Origin of the sequence: Nonlabens spongiae (genome assembly GCF_002117125.1) — a bacterium.
GTDB classification, from domain to species: Bacteria; Bacteroidota; Bacteroidia; order Flavobacteriales; family Flavobacteriaceae; genus Nonlabens; species Nonlabens spongiae.
Genome location: NZ_CP019344.1, coordinates 3,162,501 through 3,180,077, shown reverse-complemented (window position 1 = coordinate 3,180,077; position 17,577 = coordinate 3,162,501). Strand labels below are relative to the sequence as shown.

General features: G+C 45.7%; 14 protein-coding genes (1 of these 14 cut by a window edge). 9 read left to right on the top strand and 5 right to left on the bottom strand.

Going from position 1 to position 17,577, the window contains the following annotated elements; all coding sequences use genetic code 11:
- Nucleotides 1-2: 2 nt before the first annotated feature.
- Nucleotides 3-662 (bottom strand): DUF2461 domain-containing protein, encoded by a 660-nt coding sequence (locus BST97_RS14540; protein ID WP_085767918.1) that lies wholly within the window; start codon nucleotides 660-662, stop codon nucleotides 3-5.
- A 122-nt stretch (nucleotides 663-784) separates the two neighbouring features.
- Here BST97_RS14540 and BST97_RS14535 point away from each other — a divergent pair, with 122 nt between their 5' ends.
- A complete protein-coding gene (locus BST97_RS14535; protein WP_085767917.1) occupies nucleotides 785-1,060 on the top strand; it encodes a hypothetical protein in 276 nt (91 codons plus the stop codon).
- A gap of 111 nt (nucleotides 1,061-1,171) precedes the next feature.
- A complete protein-coding gene (locus BST97_RS14530) occupies nucleotides 1,172-1,402 on the top strand; it encodes a hypothetical protein (RefSeq protein WP_085767916.1) in 231 nt (76 codons plus the stop codon).
- 99 nt (nucleotides 1,403-1,501) lie between these two features.
- Here BST97_RS14530 and BST97_RS14525 read toward each other — a convergent pair whose 3' ends face one another.
- The 3 genes from BST97_RS14525 to BST97_RS14515 all read right to left on the bottom strand — a co-directional run bounded on the left by BST97_RS14525 (nucleotide 1,502) and on the right by BST97_RS14515 (nucleotide 9,135).
- Nucleotides 1,502-1,903 (bottom strand): hypothetical protein, encoded by a 402-nt coding sequence (locus BST97_RS14525; RefSeq protein ID WP_157111693.1) that lies wholly within the window; start codon nucleotides 1,901-1,903, stop codon nucleotides 1,502-1,504.
- Nucleotides 1,904-2,260: 357 nt separating this feature from the next.
- Nucleotides 2,261-3,250: an Ig-like domain-containing protein gene (locus tag BST97_RS14520; protein WP_085767914.1), complete on the bottom strand. Its 990-nt coding sequence runs from the start codon at nucleotides 3,248-3,250 to the stop codon at nucleotides 2,261-2,263.
- An 83-nt stretch (nucleotides 3,251-3,333) separates the two neighbouring features.
- Nucleotides 3,334-9,135, bottom strand: a complete 5,802-nt coding sequence (locus tag BST97_RS14515) for a PA14 domain-containing protein (protein WP_085767913.1) — start codon at nucleotides 9,133-9,135, stop codon at nucleotides 3,334-3,336.
- Nucleotides 9,136-9,424: 289 nt separating this feature from the next.
- Between BST97_RS14515 and BST97_RS15895 the strand changes: the two genes are divergently transcribed.
- Nucleotides 9,425-9,592: a hypothetical protein gene (locus BST97_RS15895; RefSeq protein ID WP_157111691.1), complete on the top strand. Its 168-nt coding sequence runs from the start codon at nucleotides 9,425-9,427 to the stop codon at nucleotides 9,590-9,592.
- A 30-nt stretch (nucleotides 9,593-9,622) separates the two neighbouring features.
- On the opposite strand, the gene BST97_RS14510 is transcribed toward BST97_RS15895, so the two are convergent.
- Nucleotides 9,623-10,396: a LexA family transcriptional regulator gene (locus BST97_RS14510; protein WP_085767912.1), complete on the bottom strand. Its 774-nt coding sequence runs from the start codon at nucleotides 10,394-10,396 to the stop codon at nucleotides 9,623-9,625.
- A 131-nt stretch (nucleotides 10,397-10,527) separates the two neighbouring features.
- Between BST97_RS14510 and BST97_RS14505 the strand changes: the two genes are divergently transcribed.
- The 6 genes from BST97_RS14505 to BST97_RS14480 form a co-directional block, all read left to right on the top strand.
- The gene (locus tag BST97_RS14505; protein WP_085767911.1) at nucleotides 10,528-11,349 is read left to right on the top strand and encodes an SOS response-associated peptidase; all 822 of its coding nucleotides are present in this window, start codon (nucleotides 10,528-10,530) and stop codon (nucleotides 11,347-11,349) included.
- Between the two features lie 12 nt (nucleotides 11,350-11,361).
- Nucleotides 11,362-11,646, top strand: a complete 285-nt coding sequence (locus BST97_RS14500; protein WP_157111689.1) for a hypothetical protein — start codon at nucleotides 11,362-11,364, stop codon at nucleotides 11,644-11,646.
- Between the two features lie 117 nt (nucleotides 11,647-11,763).
- The gene (gene dinB, locus BST97_RS14495) at nucleotides 11,764-12,981 is read left to right on the top strand and encodes a DNA polymerase IV (RefSeq protein ID WP_085767909.1); all 1,218 of its coding nucleotides are present in this window, start codon (nucleotides 11,764-11,766) and stop codon (nucleotides 12,979-12,981) included.
- 2 nt (nucleotides 12,982-12,983) lie between these two features.
- Complete coding sequence (locus BST97_RS14490) at nucleotides 12,984-16,094, top strand: DNA polymerase III subunit alpha (protein WP_085767908.1); 3,111 nt, start codon at nucleotides 12,984-12,986, stop codon at nucleotides 16,092-16,094.
- Between the two features lies 1 nt (nucleotide 16,095).
- Nucleotides 16,096-17,355 carry a putative DNA modification/repair radical SAM protein gene (locus BST97_RS14485; RefSeq protein ID WP_085767907.1) on the top strand — a complete coding sequence of 420 codons (1,260 nt, stop codon included), beginning with the start codon at nucleotides 16,096-16,098 and terminating at the stop codon, nucleotides 17,353-17,355.
- Nucleotides 17,355-17,577 carry the start of a TIGR03915 family putative DNA repair protein gene (locus BST97_RS14480; RefSeq protein WP_085767906.1) on the top strand. 521 nt of this gene lie beyond the right edge of the window, so the window shows 223 of its 744 coding nt (coding positions 1-223); its start codon is at nucleotides 17,355-17,357; its stop codon lies off the right edge, out of view. Before BST97_RS14485 ends, BST97_RS14480 begins: the two co-directional genes overlap by 1 nt.

The window sequence follows — 17,577 nt, the reverse complement described above, 5'->3', positions numbered from 1 at the left end:
TCTTAGACCGTTACAGTCCTATTCAAATAATCTCTGAAAGGCTTCATTTCCTTGTAGATATCAATACATTTTTCAAGAAAATCCCCAGTAGTCACCTCTTTTTGTGTCACATCATGTCGCACTGCAAAAGTTTTCTGTCTAAGTAAATCGATGTGTCTGTGATCTTGAGAAAAGCCTTTGGGAGCTGTTTTCAACGAGTCGCCATCGTCGATGATTTCAAATTTCCCGTTAAATGACTCTCTATTGATTATTGCTTTGTATCGTTCTCCATCATAGTCGATCGCATCCCTGATAGAGTTCAAAATCTGCTTTTTAGGATGATAAAAACCTCCAGCAAGGAAAGACTCCTCCAGCCCTAAGTGAATATAAAAATCTCCTTGTTTACCATTTTCACCCAAATCCAAACCTGCGCCAAAGTGATCTTTATAAATAGGCTTGTTAGGATGATAAAGTAAGTTGTTATTAATCCTGTTGATTGCTTTACGGCCTTCTGTAGGTGTGTAATCCGGATCAATTTCTGCAAGTGCCTTGTCGAGTTCATTCAACCAGTCGATGTACCAGTCACGGACTTCATGATAGCGTTGCCTATGTTGATCCATCCATTCCTTATTATTGTTATTATTGAGATCCCGCAAAAAATTATATAGCTTATAGAAGCTCATTCTTTAAATATTTTGCTTAAATCTATATCGCTTTCGCGAAAGCATAAACTAAATTTGCAATTTCTTGGTAAGATTTTGCTGAAATCTTTATAGTTTTGGTGAATTAAACAACAATCTTTATTATGAAAAAAGTAGTACTAACACTAGCCCTTTTATTTTCTGCAACTGCCGTATTCACATCTTGTCGTGAGACTACAGAAAAAGAAGTCGAGACTGAAATGAACGAGATGGAAAACGACATGGAGGAAGTAGGAGAAGATATGGAAAATGAGATGGAAGAAATGGGTGATGCCATGGAACAAGGAGCTGAAGAAATAGAAAATGACCTTGAAGAAGGTGCTGAGGACATAGAAAATGAAGTAGAAGAAGAAACTGATGGAATGGACGACGACATGTAGTCATTACCATTCTAAATTTAAGAAATGCCGCTCTGAGCGGCTTTTTTTATGAAATATTTTGAGCAACTGGTATGGGAGAATATCTAGATTTGATCACACAAATCAATTGACATGAAACAAGTATTTTACACATTTTTTGCAATCTTTTTATCAGCCGCTGGATTTACATCTTGTCGTGAGACTGAAAAAGAAACTGAAACCGTTATCAAAGAGGTTGAAATTGAAACAGAAGAAGCTGCTGAGGAAACCGAAGGAATCCTTGAAAGAGCAGGTAAAGCAGTTGATGAAGAGGTCAACGAGGAAATAGATGAAGAAATAGATGAAATAGGTGATGATAACTAAGCACCTGAATTCAATTGAGAGCCGCTTTAAAGCGGCTCTTTTTGATAAAAAAAGCGATCCAACTGGATCGCTTTTTATCTATGTAGTCAGTTTCAGGACTCAGTCAAACAAGAAGTTCACCCAGTCCGTACCATTGAAGTAGGCGTAGCCTACCTTGAGTGAGTCGGAGGCATTTGTGTTGAATACCAGCAGGGAAGTTGCGGGATCCAGGATCGTCACGCGATCTGAACAGCCCTGTAGTGCCACCCTTGGGATCATCACGCCCCTGTTGCTGGAGTTCACGTGGAGTACCGCACTATCGTCAGGGGTATCGATGTTGATGCCCACGCCCGTATTGAGCGCAAGGCTGTCTATAAATGCAACCGTGGATCTTTGCGCGAGCGCTCGGTCCACCACTCCATCTCCGTCCGTATCCACTTCCGCACGTACCACGGCCACGGTCTGTACCCTGCTGAAGAGAAAGCTCTCAAACCTTCCCGATCCATCGGTCTTTCCATTCACCGTTGCAAGGGTTGCCTCCCCACTCTCCACCGTCAGGCGTACCGATACTCCCGGCATAAGCTGGCCTTCAGTATCCCTTAGGGTAAGTCCCACCTGGCCACCATCGCCCAGCATATCTCCCACCGCATCCACGGCCTCAAAACGGGACTGCTCCAGATCGGGCCTGCCCCTATCCAGCCCGGTATCTGCAAGGCCTACTGCCATGCATAAGGATGCCATCGCTAATATCAACCTGTTTTTTCTCATCTCTTGCTTCTATCTTTTACGATCCTTCCCTTTCAGGAGCGACCACTTATGGTTTAATTGATTATAGTTTACCAACGTTCTTACGTTGCTCAATTCTAGGTCTTTGATCTCCTATCGCGCACAGACGCTCTTCCACTCGCTACCATCCCAGAACACGAAACCGACCTCCAGGCCACCAACGGCTGCCGTGTTGTATACCAACAGTGATACCGCGGGATTGGTTATCGTGGCCGTATCCGCCGTACCGGTAAGCGCCACCCTGGGGATCAATACCCCTTTATCCGTACCGGCAACTTCAAGCACCGTTGAACTGTCTGGAGTCTCCGTACCTATTCCAACGTGGCCACCCGTATTGAAGCTGGACACATCGGTCGTGAACTGTATCGCGGTGGGCGATCCCAGGGTCACCGTCGTATCTGGCGTACCGTTCCCTGTAGTGTCGTACATGGCCGTGAACTCCGATACGCCCGCACTTGCCGAGGTTACCGTACTCTCGTAGATACCCGAGGCATTGGTCGTGCCGCTCGGACTCGTGATGCTGGCAGGCCCACTGGTCTTCACAAACATCACCGCGACTCCATCCTGTGGGACGCCGCCACTTCCTATCAGGCTTATGCGCAGCGTTGCCGTGTCGCCCATCGTATCCCCAAGCGAGTCCGGAGCGGACAGCTTGAACATCTGTGGGGTGTCGCTCGCACTGCAGTCGTTAAAGACCACCACGTCCAGCTCGCGCTCCGACGTGTTGGTGTCAGAGTCCGTACCCACCACCGTCACGCTGTAGAGGTTGTTCCCATCAGTATCCAGGGGCGACTCGTAGTCGCGCTCCACCATGCTCACCACTCCGTTTGAGGAGTTGATCGTGAATAGGGACGCATCAGGACCGGAAAGGCTGTAGGTAACCGTGCCCACCGGTGTGCCCGTGATGCTTGCCGCCGGGCTGGTGTAGGCAACGTTCTCGTTCACGCCCTGGTCGCCGTAGCTGTCGACGCTGAACTGCGCCATGAGCGAGAGCGGTAGCAGCAAAAGGGACAACATGAGTCCAAATGACGACTGGTTGCCGGTTTTGGAACTATTTGGGTTTCTTTTGTTTTGGTAATCCATTCTCAAGATTCGTTTTGGGTCCATGCCCGGTTCTATGTTTTGTTGGGTCCCGCTTCCGCGAAAGCGAGACCGAAATTTGAAATCTACTGCCTCAACTGATCACGTTCCAGACAGATACTCCTCCACTCTGCACCATCGAAGAACACAAAACCTACACCTAAAGAAGGACTCGCGTTTGTGTTGTAGACAAGCAGTGAAGTCGCTGGATTAGGGATCGTACTGGTATCCGAACAGCTCAACAGGGCCACGCTAGGTATGAGCACTCCCTTGTCCTCACTGAATACCTCAAGTACCGATGATGGGTGTGGCATGCTCACGGCTATTCCTACCTCTCCACAGGCTTCCCTGTCGTCGATGCTGGATAGGAACCTCACCGGTGTCGGGTTGCCCAGTTCCACATCGGTATCTGGTGCTCCGGTGGTAGCGGCATACCTCGCGGAGAAGGTAGGCGTGCCCACGACCGTGCTCGATACCGTCGCACTGAACAATCCACTGGCATCTGTGGTTCCCGTGCTGGCCGTCACGAAGCTCGCGCTGCCGCTCTCGAGGCTTATGCTCACCTGAACGCCTGATCTCGGAGCTCCACTGGCATCGGTAACCTCGACCTGTAGCACCGCGTTGTCACTGCTGGAGGCAACGCCTATCGGATCCGTTGCCCTCAACTTGTTCTGTACCACGTCTATATCCTCGCATTCGTTGTTAACGATTACCGTGAAGTCATCCGTGGCAACCGGGCCCACGCTCGAGGTCGCAATGATCGTGAGGTTGTAGAAGTTGTTGGTATTGTCATCAACCGGGTTCTCGAAGTCCCGCGCCACCATGCTCACTACTCCCGTTACAGGGTCGATCGTGAAGTCCGCTGCGTCAACACCACCCAGGCTATAGGTAATCGTGCCGCCGGGTGAGTTGGTCAGGGTGGGAGCCACGGAAGTGAACGCATTGTTCTCCAGTACGGTCTGTGTAGGCATGTCCACATCAAAGTCAAGAACATCCCTATAGTCCACGTCACCTCCCGCAAGAACATCTCCATCGGTATCGGTGAAGTTGTCCGTCTGGGTGTCGTCATACTTACCGCTTGGATCGTCATAGCCATCACCGGCCACAGGATCATCCACGGTATCTTCAAGACCGTTGTTGCCTACTACTCCGTCCGTGCGGCCATCGCCATTTGAATCCGTCAGACCGTCTCCGCTCTCGTCTATGTCAAAAAGACCATCGTTGTCGGAGTCGGTATCCAGATAGTCAGGAAGGTCCGTGCCGTCCGTATTCTCTGGAGTTATACCAATACTTCCATCACCATTAGCATTTCCATTAGGAGTTGCATCGTAGGCATTGTCAAGACCATCTCCATCATCATCTAGACCGCTTGGGGCAATATACCCCACTGTAGATTGTGATTCAATGTTGTCCGGTATGCCGTCGTTGTCTGAGTCCAGGTCAAGACTGTTCACTATACCATCACCATCAGAGTCTGAATTGCAAATGCTTGTTATTGTAGCTTCTAATATTTCTACTCTACCAGCTGATCTTCTTGTCATATCAACCAGTATGTACCGTGAAAAACCGGCTAGACTGTATTCGTAAAAGTTTTGATCGCTTGAATTAGGATAGTTTACAATTAATGGATTTGATCCAGAAGCTGAACCTGAAGATGAGGAAACTTCAGTAATTGTATGTTGTCTATTAGCTCCATTATTTGTCCACCAATCAAACCTGATGATAGATCCAGGACTTAATGTAGAGCCCAAATCTATTACAAAGTAATGCGAAACATTATTCATAGCTACTCCAGAATTTGCACTTACAATTCCATCATTGATTTGCACAACTCCTCCCTGACCACTCTGAATATTAGAGTCACTAATTGCGCTAACAAGTGCTGTTGAGGATTCACATTGTTCTTCAGTGGCATCAAGTATACCGTCATTATCATCATCTACGTCAAGTCGATCTGCTACACCATCACCGTCCGTATCTTGATCATTATTGACATCCCTGTAGTCCACGTCCCCTCCAGAGAGCGCGTCAAGGTCGGAGTCCGTTAGGTCATCGGAGGGAACGTCCACGATGCCGTTGGGATCCAGGTAGTCGTCCGAGGTGTCCACGGCGGCGTCAAGGCCGTTGGCACCCACCACGCCGTCCGTGCGCCCGTCGGCGTTGCCGTCCACAAGGCCCAGGCCGGACTCCCCTATGTCAAAGAGGCCGTCGCCGTCGGAGTCGAGGTCGCGGTAGTCAGCCTCGCCGGAGCCGTCCGTGTTCAACGGAGTCAGGCCAAGGCTGCCGGAACCGTCACTGCTCCCGTTGGGCGTCGCGTCGTAGGCATTGTCAAGACCATCGCCGTCGTCATCCAGACCGCTTGGGGCTACGTAGCCCACAGTCGCCTGGGCCTCGACGTTGTCCGGTATCCCGTCATTGTCCGAATCCAGGTCAAGGCGGTCCACGAGACCGTCGCCGTCACCGTCGCAGGTAGAATCCGTTCCCGTACCCAATACCGAGAAGGGAAGGGAGCGCCGCGATATCGAGGAACTGGAATACTCCACCTCGAGGATCTGACCACCGGTGTCGTCAAAATAGAGGACCTCAAGGGAATACGTACCCGCCATAAGAGTGATCGATCCCGACTCCTCACGTGGGGGGTGGCGGCCGTCGTTGTCCACCACCTCCGTGCCGTCGACAAACAGCTTCGAGCCGTCGTCGCTGTTCACGAAGAAGGTATAGCTCCCGCCAAAGGCTATCTCGATCACGCCGCTGTAGCGGATCGAATAGGTGTTGCCGTCGGCTGGGGTGATCGATGACTGGAGGTTAGCCACGTTGAAGCTCGATACCGTGCCTGTGGCCAGGGCCGAACCGGACGCAGGGATGTTGTCCACGCTGTTGCCCGAGGGACGCTGGTCAAAAAAGGCGTAGTTCAGGCTACCGGTTCCCGACAACGCGCCGCTGCACGAGTCCTCGTCAACGTCAAGGATGCCGTCGCCGTCATCGTCGATGTCGACAGAGTCAACCACCCCATCGCCGTCGGTGTCTTCCTCCACGGTCACCGATACGATGGCATCATCGCAGTTCGTGGCCGAACCCGACTGGCAGATCCTGTAGCTCAGGACATAGCTCCCGGCCGCGACCGAGGGGGACACGCTCAGGGCTCCCGTAGAAACGTCAAGGGTGATGCCGGGATCGCCCGTGCCAAGCTGAGTCAGGTCCACAAGGGCGATGTCCGCCGGAGAACCGTTTATGGTATCGTTGTCCAATACGTTGATTGCCTCGGTACTGTCGGCGCCCTGGGGAACCGTCAAGGAATCATCCACCGCCTCCAGGACCACCGCGCTGTCAACGGAGTCCCTGTAGTCCACGTCCCCTCCAGAGAGCGCGTCAAGGTCGGAGTCCGTTAGGTCATCGGAGGGAACGTCCACGATGCCGTTGGGATCCAGGTAGTCGTCCGAGGTGTCCACGGCGGCGTCAAGGCCGTTGGCACCCACCACGCCGTCCGTGCGCCCGTCGGCGTTGCCGTCCACAAGGCCCAGGCCGGACTCCCCTATGTCAAAGAGGCCGTCGCCGTCGGAGTCGAGGTCGCGGTAGTCAGCCTCGCCGGAGCCGTCCGTGTTCAACGGAGTCAGGCCAAGGCTGCCGGAACCGTCACTGCTCCCGTTGGGCGTCGCGTCGTAGGCATTGTCAAGACCATCGCCGTCGTCATCCAGACCGCTTGGGGCTACGTAGCCCACAGTCGCCTGGGCCTCGACGTTGTCCGGTATCCCGTCATTGTCCGAATCCAGGTCAAGGCGGTCCACGAGACCGTCGCCGTCACCGTCGCAGGTAGAATCCGTTCCCGTACCCAATACCGAGAAGGGAAGGGAGCGCCGCGATATCGAGGAACTGGAATACTCCACCTCGAGGATCTGACCACCGGTGTCGTCAAAATAGAGGACCTCAAGGGAATACGTACCCGCCATAAGAGTGATCGATCCCGACTCCTCACGTGGGGGGTGGCGGCCGTCGTTGTCCACCACCTCCGTGCCGTCGACAAACAGCTTCGAGCCGTCGTCGCTGTTCACGAAGAAGGTATAGCTCCCGCCAAAGGCTATCTCGATCACGCCGCTGTAGCGGATCGAATAGGTGTTGCCGTCGGCTGGGGTGATCGATGACTGGAGGTTAGCCACGTTGAAGCTCGATACCGTGCCTGTGGCCAGGGCCGAACCGGACGCAGGGATGTTGTCCACGCTGTTGCCCGAGGGACGCTGGTCAAAAAAGGCGTAGTTCAGGCTACCGGTTCCCGACAACGCGCCGCTGCACGAGTCCTCGTCAACGTCAAGGATGCCGTCGCCGTCATCGTCGATGTCGACAGAGTCAACCACCCCATCGCCGTCGGTGTCTTCCTCCACGGTCACCGATACGATGGCATCATCGCAGTTCGTGGCCGAACCCGACTGGCAGATCCTGTAGCTCAGGACATAGCTCCCGGCCGCGACCGAGGGGGACACGCTCAGGGCTCCCGTAGAAACGTCAAGGGTGATGCCGGGATCGCCCGTGCCAAGCTGAGTCAGGTCCACAAGGGCGATGTCCGCCGGAGAACCGTTTATGGTATCGTTGTCCAATACGTTGATTGCCTCGGTACTGTCGGCGCCCTGGGGAACCGTCAAGGAATCATCCACCGCCTCCAGGACCACCGCGCTGTCAACGGAGTCCCTGTAGTCCACGTCCCCTCCAGAGAGCGCGTCAAGGTCGGAGTCCGTTAGGTCATCGGAGGGAACGTCCACGATGCCGTTGGGATCCAGGTAGTCGTCCGAGGTGTCCACGGCGGCGTCAAGGCCGTTGGCACCCACCACGCCGTCCGTGCGCCCGTCGGCGTTGCCGTCCACAAGGCCCAGGCCGGACTCCCCTATGTCAAAGAGGCCGTCGCCGTCGGAGTCGAGGTCGCGGTAGTCAGCCTCGCCGGAGCCGTCCGTGTTCAACGGAGTCAGGCCAAGGCTGCCGGAACCGTCACTGCTCCCGTTGGGCGTCGCGTCGTAGGCATTGTCAAGACCATCGCCGTCGTCATCCAGACCGCTTGGGGCTACGTAGCCCACAGTCGCCTGGGCCTCGACGTTGTCCGGTATCCCGTCATTGTCCGAATCCAGGTCAAGGCGGTCCACGAGACCGTCGCCGTCACCGTCGCAGGTAGAATCCGTTCCCGTACCCAATACCGAGAAGGGAAGGGAGCGCCGCGATATCGAGGAACTGGAATACTCCACCTCGAGGATCTGACCACCGGTGTCGTCAAAATAGAGGACCTCAAGGGAATACGTACCCGCCATAAGAGTGATCGATCCCGACTCCTCACGTGGGGGGTGGCGGCCGTCGTTGTCCACCACCTCCGTGCCGTCGACAAACAGCTTCGAGCCGTCGTCGCTGTTCACGAAGAAGGTATAGCTCCCGCCAAAGGCTATCTCGATCACGCCGCTGTAGCGGATCGAATAGGTGTTGCCGTCGGCTGGGGTGATCGATGACTGGAGGTTAGCCACGTTGAAGCTCGATACCGTGCCTGTGGCCAGGGCCGAACCGGACGCAGGGATGTTGTCCACGCTGTTGCCCGAGGGACGCTGGTCAAAAAAGGCGTAGTTCAGGCTACCGGTTCCCGACAACGCGCCGCTGCACGAGTCCTCGTCAACGTCAAGGATGCCGTCGCCGTCATCGTCGATGTCGACAGAGTCAACCACCCCATCGCCGTCGGTGTCAGTTTGCAATGATTCCAATAGCCTTGGAGAAACGTTATCGAGTTCATTAAAATCACTAAACAAGTTCAGTGTAAGATTAGTAGAAGACTCTGAATAGTATATCAACAAAAAAAAGAGCCAAGAAAGAAATCCTTTATAACGTATTGATCTAAAGCTTAAAAAAGGTGTAGTAATGGACATAAGCAATTTTATCACAAGGAAGTAAATCTACGAAGTTCATCTTAAATATCTTACATTTTAACGAAATCTAGACAGAGAAAAGCCCAGAAATAATTTATGCCTAGAGGAAAGTTGATTCAATCTTGCTTTCAGGGAGAGAAACAAAAAAAACTAGACTTAAATTAGATTTAGAAATTATTTTAAATGCAGATGATCTTAGTTATTTAAGATCTAGCTAAGATAATCAATAATTTAATTTGGTTAAATTTCGAATTCAACAATAAGATCACCTAATTCGAAACAATATAACATGAATAGAATACTTTACCTAGCTCTCGCGCTTTTTGTAGCTTCTCCTGCTTTAATGAGTTGTAGAGAGGAAAAAGAAGTTGAAGTAGAACAGTTGAAATCTGATGTTAGTGATGGTACAGATGAAGAAGGTTACGACACTAACCCTACAGAAGAAGATCCAGACTAACTATCAAGTAATTTTAGAAAGAAGGAGGCTTTATGAGCCTCCTTCTTTGATACTTGCAATTTCTTCACGTAGTCTGTCCAGCCCCTGCTTCAATGACATTAATACTTCTTCACCCTCATGAACATCTAAGTCAAAACTTAGCTTAGAGTTCACTTCCCATAATTCTTTAATTTCTCCGACTGGCTGCTCTATGACAGGGTATTCTCTGTTGAGTGAAATAAGATTTACAGATCTTGCCGAGTCAGATTTACGCATTTTCTTAACTAATATACTATCATTTGTTACAACCACGTGAATTCGGTTATCTGTGGCTAGTCTTAAACTTTCAACAGACTTTCCCATGACCCACTCATCTGGCTGTAATACAGGCAACATACTATCCCCTTTTACTTGAAACGCCCTATAACTTCCCTCTTTATACTGAGGCAATGGGATAGAAAACGTGGGCAGTTCATTATACCAATCTGTATCTTGTATATTGCTGGCATATCCCGCACTGGCTTTAATGGGTACCATGATCATATTTTCTCTATCACTAGTATCCATAGTGATTACTTGCGGTGAGGTGGAACGCCCAGTTTCTAAATATTTGTTGTAACTAGTTCCATATAACCAAAGAGGGTTGACATTAAATTGTCTCAGAAGCTCAGAGACAATTTTACCGGTTATCTTTTTTTTACCACGCTCAATATCTGCAGTGGTACTTCCAGCATCGAGAAGCTTTGCAAACTCAGTCTGAGTTTTTGATAGTTCTTCTCTAATCTGTTTAAATCGCTTTGCTTCGGTAGTCAATTCTGTTGCCATGACACAAATATAGTGAGTTTAGGAAATAATCCAACTTTAACATTGGATTATTTCCGTATTAATGGATTATTTCCATATATTTGAATCCTAAATTTAAGTCCGATATAGGAATATTTCCAAATTATAAGATTATGTGTGGAAGAGCAACTTTATTATCAAATCACCGCATTGTAGAGAAAAGGTTCAATGCATCTTACATTGATCAGCCTTTTGAAAATGTAAATATTAGTGCTGGGAACAAAGTCCCAGTAATTACTTGTGAACACCCTAATCACATACAAAATTTCACTTTGGGCTTCACCCCTTCCTGGGCTCATAAGCAAACGTATATAATTAATGCTCGTGCTGAAGGCTCAAATAACTTAGATAATGATCCACATTATATAGGCCCTCAAGAAATACATCAAAAACCAATGTTCAGAAAAGCAATTAAATCACAACGCTGTCTGGTTATAGTGGATGCATTTATTGAAGGGTCTAAGTATGAAAAACTCAATAAACCTTTCCTGGTGTACCCTACAGGTAAATCACAACCCTTTGCACTTGCTGGAATTTACGATACTTGGGAAAATCCACTTACAGGTAAAATACATCATACGGTTGCCATAGTCACAACAGCTGCAAACCGCTTAATGCAAAGGATAGGTCATCACAGGTCACCGTTAGCCCTAACAAAAATTCAAGAAGAAGAATGGTTGAACACTGATTTACCAAAATCGAAACTCAACCAAATTATGAAGCCTTTTGATCCCAAATATTTCAATGCTTATCCAATTTCAAAAAAAATTAAATCACCTGACGCCACAGGTATTACTTTACTGAAACCTATAGGTCAGAGCGTTTACAAAGAACATGGCCGTACCTTTTATGATCAAGTTAAATATGAAGAAGATAATATATATAGCATCAAAGCAGAGCGACTGGTAGAAGGTGATCAATTTGTATTATTCTAAACGATGGAACCTATGAATATTGAAAAAGTTAAAGAGCAATTAGCTTTAAGAGTCCAAGAAATCATGGTAAAACGGAAGAAGCACAAGATTCAAAATTTAACGAGCTTTGACATTAAAATGTCATGGAAAGAGAAAGTTGCAGATACTGAAGACCTTGTCCAGAGGATCTATCATACGCTCAATGAGTTAATTACGCAAAATCAAATACTTTTTGCAACCGACTCCGAGAAAGAGGACTTTGTAGACCATATAGAGCCAACCATTTATGATTTAGTAATTAGAAATATCGACGATTAGATAGTCTATGATTTAATGCGAGGGCTTCTGTTAATAGTTGTTCTGCAAAAACTGACCTCACACTCTATGATTGTGAGGTTTTTTGACCACCCTATTTCCTAAAAATTGAAAATCCAAATGCTTAAAAGAAGTATCATCCATTTGGACCTTGACACATTCTATGTATCTGTTGAGCGCAAAATAGATTCACGCCTCAAGGACAAGCCTTTATTAGTAGGGGGACTGAGTGATCGCGGTGTGGTTGCGGCTTGCAGCTATGAAACTAGAAAATACGGAGTGCATAGCGGTATGTCCATGAAGATGGCGAGACAGTTATGCCCTGAAGCCATCTGTATAAAAGGGAATGCTGGAATCTACTCAAAACATTCAGACCTGGTAACTGAGATCATTAAAGAAGAAACTCCATTATTTGAAAAATCTAGTATCGATGAATTCTATGCAGATCTTACAGGGATGGATCGTTTTTATGGCTGCTACAAATTTGCCACAGAAATGCGTGAGCGGATCTTGAAAGAAACAGGTCTGCCTATATCATTTGGACTATCCGCGACAAAAATTGTTTCTAAAATCGCCACTGGAGAAGCTAAACCCAACAATCAAAAGATGATTGATTTTGGTAAAGAAAAAAGCTTTATGGCACCATTGTCAATTAAAAAAATCCCTCAAGTAGGTGATAAAACCTATCAAACTCTTAGGCATCTGGGAATAAAAAAAATACGGACTATCCAAGAGTTTGAGGAAAATATGATGGTCAGTGTGCTGGGAAAAAACGGTAGCCTAATCTGGCGTAGGGCTCAAGGAATCGATCCCAGGCCAGTTATAGCTTTTAATGAGCGTAAGTCTATAAGTACTGAACGCACCTTTGACAAAGACACTATAGACGTGGGTAAGCTGAAATCTATCCTCATAGCCATGACCGAAAATCTAGCATATCAATTACGTAGGGGAAACAAGTTAACAGCCTGCATTACCGTTAGAATTAAATACTCAGACTTTAATACGTACTCTAAGCAATTGCGAATTCCTTTTTGTAGTGCAGATCATATTTTGATACCTAAAATTCTTGAACTTTTCAAGAGGCTCTATAATCGTAGACTGCTGGTAAGGCTCATAGGGATTAGATTCTCACATTTGGTAAGCGGTCATTATCAAATCAATCTTTTCGACGATAATGAAACAGCTATAAATCTCTACAACGCACTAGATAACATCAGAGAAAAATACGGTGATCGCACAGTAATTAAGGCCTCTGGCATGGAGGCTCGTACCATAGGTAGAATGATCAATCCATTCAACGGGTTACCACCCGTAGTACTCGCTCACAGAAAACAGTAGTTATGTACCTGAACAACCACACCTATTTTTCTCTGCGTTATGGCACTTTTTCTGAAGAAGATCTCATAGAACTCGCGAGGCAGCATGAACTCAATACGATTGTCTTGACTGATATTAATAGTACGAGTGCCGCTCTCAATTTTGTGCGACTCTTACACAACGAGCGTGAAAAACCTGTTATAGGCATTGATTTCAGAAATGAACATCAGCAATTATATGTAGGTATAGCTAGAAATAATGAAGGTTATTTAAATCTAAACAGGTTTCTTTCTAAGCACCTTGAAAATAAGATTGATCTACCAGAACATGCACCTGATCTAGACAGTGTGTATTTTATATATCCATTGAAACAAGTTGAGAAACTGAAGTTATCTCGCTTTCGCGAAAGCGAATACATAGGAATATCACATTCAAGCTTAAGAAAACTGCCCTTCAGTAGCTATCATGATCTTAAAGACAAGCATATATTACTAGAAACGGTAACTTTTAGAAACAAAAGAGACTTTAACAAGCACAGACTACTGCGCTGCATAGATCTCAACATCCTACTGAGCCAATTGCCTGTAGAGCAGCAAGGTTCACCAGAAGAGATCATGAGATCGCCACATCATATCAGAGCAATTTTTGAAGGATATGAACATATACTGACCAACACTGAGAACCTGCTCAGGCGTTGTAGTATAGACTTCAATTTTGAATCTAAAAACTTAAATGCAAATCAAAAAACTTATCACAGAACTGAAAAATTTAATTATGATGCAGATATACACAAACTCAGAGAGCTTGTAGAGCAGGGAATTGAAAAACGTTACGGCTGTGAAAATGAAGAAATAAGGGTACGGGTAGAAAAAGAAATCAGTACAGTAATCAAAAAGGAGTTTGTAGGTTATTTTTTGATCAACTGGCGTATTTGTCAATATGCCCGACAGCAGGGATATTTCTATGTAGGTAGAGGTAGTGGGGCAAATAGTATCATAGCCTACTTGCTTGAAATAACAGATGTTGACCCTATTGAATTAGATCTTTATTTTGAGCGTTTCATCAACGATTATCGTACCAGCCCCCCAGATTTTGACATAGATTTTTCATGGGACGATCGCGAAGATATCACTCGATTTATTTTTGATGAATTTGAAAATGTGGCGTTGCTCGGGACCTATAACACGTTTCAGTTTCGGGCGGTCGTGAGAGAATTAGGGAAAGTTTTTGGACTTCCTAAATCAGACATAGATAAACTCACATCCATGCCTCCCCAAGGCAAAACCGGCGATGAGATACATGACCTAGTGCTCAAATATGGATCTGAATTGCATGATATGCCCAACTATGTAAGCATCCATGCTGGAGGGATTCTCATTACAGAAAAGCCCATACACTATTATAGTGCCACCACATTACCGCCCAAAGGCTACCCTACCGTCCAGTTTGACATGCATATTGCAGAAGATGCAGGTATACATAAGTTTGATATCCTTGCCCAGCGAGGATTGGGAAAGATTAGGGACACACTTGAGATAATCAAGTATAATCAACCGGGAGCTGAAGTCATGGATTTGAGAAAAGATGTAAAAAAAATTATGCAAGATCCTAATATTAATAACATGATCGCGCAGGCAAAATGCATAGGTTGCTTTTACATAGAGTCACCTGCTATGCGCATGCTACTCAGTAAGCTCGCGACAAATGACTATCTCGGTTTAGTAGCTGCGAGCTCCGTGATCCGTCCAGGTGTGGCTCAGAGCGGTATGATGCGGGAATTTATTCTACGCACCCGGTTTCCAGAGAAACGCAAAGAGGCTCATCCCATAATGAATAAGATAATGCCTGACACCTATGGCATCATGGTGTATCAAGAAGACGTTATTAAAGTCGCTCATATTTATGCTAAACTTTCTCTCGCAGAGGCTGATATCTTGAGACGTGGTATGAGTGGCAAATACCGCTCTCGTAAAGAGTTTAAGCAAGTAGAACGCAACTATTTCAGGAATTGTGAGAAACACGGCCGCGATCCTGACCAAGCAAAAGAAATCTGGAATCAAATTAAAAGTTTTGCCGGTTACGCTTTCGCGAAAGGTCACTCTGCATCCTACGCCGTAGAAAGTTACCAGAGCCTCTACTTGAAATGTTATTTCCCACTGGAGTACATGACAGCCACTCTAAATAACGGCGGCGGGTTTTATAAGCCAGAGCTTTATGTTCACGAAGCCAAGATGTGTGGCGCGCACATAGAACCACCTTGTATTAATAGTAGTGACATCAAAAATATTATAAAAGGAAAAACGATCTACCTGGGTTTTAGCTATCTCAAACAATTAGAAAAAAAAACAATGATCCAGATCGTCACTGAGCGTGAAAGAAATGGCCTATTTGAAGATTTAGATAATTTTCTCAATAGAGTTTTTGTAGGGATTGAACAAATCTCAATACTGACTAGAATCAATGCATTCAGGTTTACTGGGCTAGATCGATACGAACTTCTTTGGCAAGCACATTTAAAATTGGATAAGTTGATGAAGCCTACTCTCCAAAAAAAACTTTTTCATCAAACATTTGACTTAAATAAAATACCAAGCTTGAAAAGCTCAGATTTAGAGCTTGCATTCGAGCAATTTGAAGTACTGGGATTTCCACTTAGCTCTCATTTCAATCTGTTGTCAGAGCAGCTTAAAAATCAGCTAACGAGAGAGGATATTGTAACACTAGTAGGCAAAAATATATTGATTTATGGCTATTCCGTAAATATCAAAACTACGCACACTAAGAACGGGAAACGCATGCAATTTGGAACATTTCTCGATTTAAAAGGAGAGTTTTTTGACACTGTCATGTTTCCTCAAATAGCCTCAAAAATCACCTTTAGAGGACCGAGCGTTTATAAAATTTATGGAAAGGTTGTTGAAGAATTTGACTTCTGTTCCATTGAAGTTCTCAAAATGGAAAAATGTCATTACATGCAAGACCCACGTTACGCTGAAGAAAATCCTCAAACCTTGCAGCGTTTAGAAAAACAGATTAGCCTTAAAGAAAAACGCATGGGAAATGGTAACGGGTATAAAAAAATAACTTTTCCCGATAACACCCTACAAACAAGCCGATTTTACAAAAATAGTTGAAATGAATTTTGATAGAGTCAAAGAGAAATTAGAAATATTAGCTGATGCTGCAAAGTATGACGTGAGTTGTAGCAGTAGTGGTAGCAGACGAAAAAATAAGAATAATGGACTGGGGAATTCAGATGGAATGGGTATCTGTCACAGTTATACGCAAGATGGACGCTGTGTCTCTCTTCTAAAGATTCTATTAACTAATGTATGCATTTTTGATTGTGCCTACTGTGTTACTAGAAGATCAAATGATATAAAGCGTGCAGCATTTTCAGTTCAAGAAGTCGTTGATCTGACTATTAACTTCTACCGAAGAAACTATATAGAAGGATTATTTCTTAGCTCAGGAATTTTCAAGAGTCCAGACACTACTATGGAAAGATTAATTCGTGTAGCTAAGAAACTTAGACTAGAAGAAAATTTCAATGGATATATTCACCTTAAATCCATACCAGGGGCTAGTGATGAACTTATGCACGAGGCTGGACTATATGCAGATAGATTATCAGTTAATATAGAAATTCCAACTAAAGAAGGACTTAAGCTCTTGGCACCTGAGAAAAATCATAAGGATTTTATACAACCCATGAAGGCAGTTAACAACGCTATTCAAGAATACAAACATGAGAAAGAGAAGTCTCGCAGAATTCCTGCATACGCTCCTGCCGGTCAAAGTACACAAATGATTATTGGAGCAACTGGCGAAAGTGATAGGGATATAATGTACTCTGCAAATTTTTTCTATAAGAAATACAATATGAAACGTGTCTATTATTCAGGTTACGTTCCAGTAACAGATGATGATCGGTTACCATCATTAGGAACTCAAGTTCCTATGATGAGGGAAAATAGATTATATCAAGCAGATTGGCTAATTAGATTTTATGGATTTGAGGTGAGCGAAATTGTAAATGAAAATTCTTTAAACCTGGATATGGACATTGATCCAAAACTTTCTTGGGCACTTAGAAATATGTCTCAGTTTCCTATAGACATTAACAAGGCACCAAAAGAACTATTGAAAAGGATCCCAGGAGTGGGGTTAAAATCTGTCCATAAAATTGTAGAAGGCAGAAGACATCGTCAATTGAACTGGCAACACTTGCAGTCGTTCGGGATTGCATTAAATCGAGCAAAATATTTCATCAGTTGCAATTCCAAAATACACTATTCAAATGATATTGACCCATTTAAACTAAAACAAAACATTCTTTTAGAATCAAATTCAAAGTATTCAAAGTACTTCAATTATCAACTAACTCTGTTCTGATGAATTACATAACTTACGACGGCAGCTATGCAGGCCTTATGACAATCCTCTATGATATTTTTCAATACAAGATTGAATCTCCCATTATTCAATCACGTACAATCAAAGATGTAGGCCTCTATGAGAACATAAATGTGATTACGTGCGAATCTAAGGCAGCTAAAACTCTTAACTATCTGAAATTGTTTCTTAGTATCGGTGAACTGGAATTGATTAGAAATA

Excerpts from the sequence above, each read along its gene's own strand:
- BST97_RS14535 (WP_085767917.1), top strand. The coding sequence starts at position 785 with ATGAAAAAAGTAGTACTAACACTAGCCCTTTTATTTTCTGCAACTGCC.
- BST97_RS14500 (WP_157111689.1), top strand. The coding sequence starts at position 11,362 with ATGAATATTGAAAAAGTTAAAGAGCAATTAGCTTTAAGAGTCCAAGAA.
- BST97_RS14490 (WP_085767908.1), top strand. The coding sequence starts at position 12,984 with ATGTACCTGAACAACCACACCTATTTTTCTCTGCGTTATGGCACTTTT.
- BST97_RS15895 (WP_157111691.1), top strand. The coding sequence starts at position 9,425 with ATGAATAGAATACTTTACCTAGCTCTCGCGCTTTTTGTAGCTTCTCCT.
- BST97_RS14540 (WP_085767918.1), bottom strand. The coding sequence starts at position 662 with ATGAGCTTCTATAAGCTATATAATTTTTTGCGGGATCTCAATAATAAC.
- BST97_RS14520 (WP_085767914.1), bottom strand. The coding sequence starts at position 3,250 with ATGGATTACCAAAACAAAAGAAACCCAAATAGTTCCAAAACCGGCAAC.
- BST97_RS14510 (WP_085767912.1), bottom strand. The coding sequence starts at position 10,396 with ATGGCAACAGAATTGACTACCGAAGCAAAGCGATTTAAACAGATTAGA.
- BST97_RS14505 (WP_085767911.1), top strand. The coding sequence starts at position 10,528 with ATGTGTGGAAGAGCAACTTTATTATCAAATCACCGCATTGTAGAGAAA.
- BST97_RS14515 (WP_085767913.1), bottom strand. The coding sequence starts at position 9,135 with ATGTCCATTACTACACCTTTTTTAAGCTTTAGATCAATACGTTATAAA.
- BST97_RS14530 (WP_085767916.1), top strand. The coding sequence starts at position 1,172 with ATGAAACAAGTATTTTACACATTTTTTGCAATCTTTTTATCAGCCGCT.
- dinB (WP_085767909.1), top strand. The coding sequence starts at position 11,764 with ATGCTTAAAAGAAGTATCATCCATTTGGACCTTGACACATTCTATGTA.
- BST97_RS14485 (WP_085767907.1), top strand. The coding sequence starts at position 16,096 with ATGAATTTTGATAGAGTCAAAGAGAAATTAGAAATATTAGCTGATGCT.